The sequence below is a fragment of the Halomonas sp. G15 genome, from assembly GCF_021282295.1.
Taxonomy (GTDB): domain Bacteria; phylum Pseudomonadota; class Gammaproteobacteria; order Pseudomonadales; family Halomonadaceae; genus Halomonas; species Halomonas alimentaria.
On the sequence record NZ_JAJSPA010000083.1, the window covers coordinates 1 to 1,477 of the forward strand.

The window sequence follows — 1,477 nt, forward strand, 5'->3', positions numbered from 1 at the left end:
GATCCTCGCCCCGCTGGCGGCGGCCTGGCTGACCGAGCGCCTGGCCAGACGCCATGCCGCCGTCCGCCGCCTGGTGGCGGGCCTGGGCTGGCTGCCCGTGCCGCTGCTCGCCGCGGTGCTGCTACTGGTAGCGGCGACCCAGGTTGCCGGCATGGAAGGGGTGAGCGGGGTGTTGCTGCAGGTGCTGCCGCTCTTCGTCGGCTACCTGGCGCTGGCGGCACTGCTGGGGCTGACGCTGGGGCGGCTCTTCGGGCTTTCGCCGCCGGCGGCCAGGACCCTGACCTTCAGTCTCGGCACCCGCAACTCCTTCGTGGTGCTGCCCATTGCCCTGGCGCTGCCACAGGGCTGGCAGGCCGCGGTGGTGGTTGTCGTCTTCCAGTCGCTGGTGGAACTCTTCGGCATGCTGGCCTTCCTGCGCTTCGTGCCGGGCCGGCTGATTCCCGACCGTTAGGTCGGCGGTAGCGGCGGGGATGGTCGCTGTGAAGGAGGGCGCCTTGCCGTCATGCCCGGCGTCGAGTGGCGAGCGTCGCGGTCACCGGCGCCGCAGGCCCCACATGAAGTAGGCGCCGCCCAGCAGCGAGGCCACCAGGCCGGCGGGGATCTCCGCGGGGAACAGCAGCTGGCGGCCCAGCCAGTCCGCCAGCACCATCAGCAGGGCGCCGATCAGCGTGGCCCCCAGCAGGTGGGCGCGGGCCCGGGAGAAGCCCGCCAGCCGGGCCATATGGGGGGCCAGCAGGCCGACGAAGGAGAGCGGGCCCACCACCAGGGTGGCGCAGGCTGTCAGCAGCGCGACCAGCAGCAGCAACGCCAGCCGGGCCCGCGCGACCCTGACTCCCAGGGCCGCGGCCGTGGCCGCCCCCAGCGGCAGGATATCCAGCCAGCAGGCGAAGGGGCGCGCCGCCAGGGCCAGCGCCACGGCGAGGCCCGCCACCACTGTCGCGCTGACGGGGTCGACGTAGTAGGTGGAGCCCGAGAGCCAGGCGATGACCTGCTGGCCGCGAGGGTCGCCGCCGGCCAGCACGATGGCGCGCACGGCGTCGAACAGGGCGGTGATCGCCACGCCGCTGAGCAGCAGCCGTTCGGGCACGAAGCCGCTGCGCCGGTTGAGCACGACCAGCACGGCGAGGCTTGCCAGCGCCCCCAGGGTGCCGGCGGTGACCAGGACCAGGTTGTCGGGGGCGGGCAGCAGGAAGAGCGCCGCGATCAGGGCGATGGCGCTGCCGCCGCTGATGCCGAGCACCTCGGGGCTCGCCATGGGATTGGCGGTGAGGCGCTGGATCAGGGTGCCGGCGACCGCCAGCATCACCCCGCTGGCCGCGGCGGCCAGCAGCCGCGGCCAGCGCCACTCAAGCACCGCCTCCTCAACAGTGGCGAACCAGCCGTCGGCCGCCTGGCCCACCAGCAGGGCGAGCAGCAGGGCGACGACAAGGCCCAGGGCCAGTCCCGCGGCCAGGCGTCCGGGGGCGGGGTGGCGCGG

The 1,477-nt window shown here is 74.4% G+C and carries 1 protein-coding gene and 1 pseudogene; one reads left to right on the forward strand and one right to left on the reverse strand.

The features are described from left to right. Positions 1–451 (forward strand): annotated as a pseudogene (locus LWH48_RS18020) (arsenic resistance protein); the annotation flags it as partial. An 81-nt stretch (positions 452–532) separates the two neighbouring features. On the opposite strand, the gene LWH48_RS18025 reads toward LWH48_RS18020, so the two are convergent. Beyond that, the coding region (locus LWH48_RS18025; protein ID WP_232913665.1) for an iron chelate uptake ABC transporter family permease subunit at positions 533–1,477 on the reverse strand (945 nt) is incomplete at its 5' end.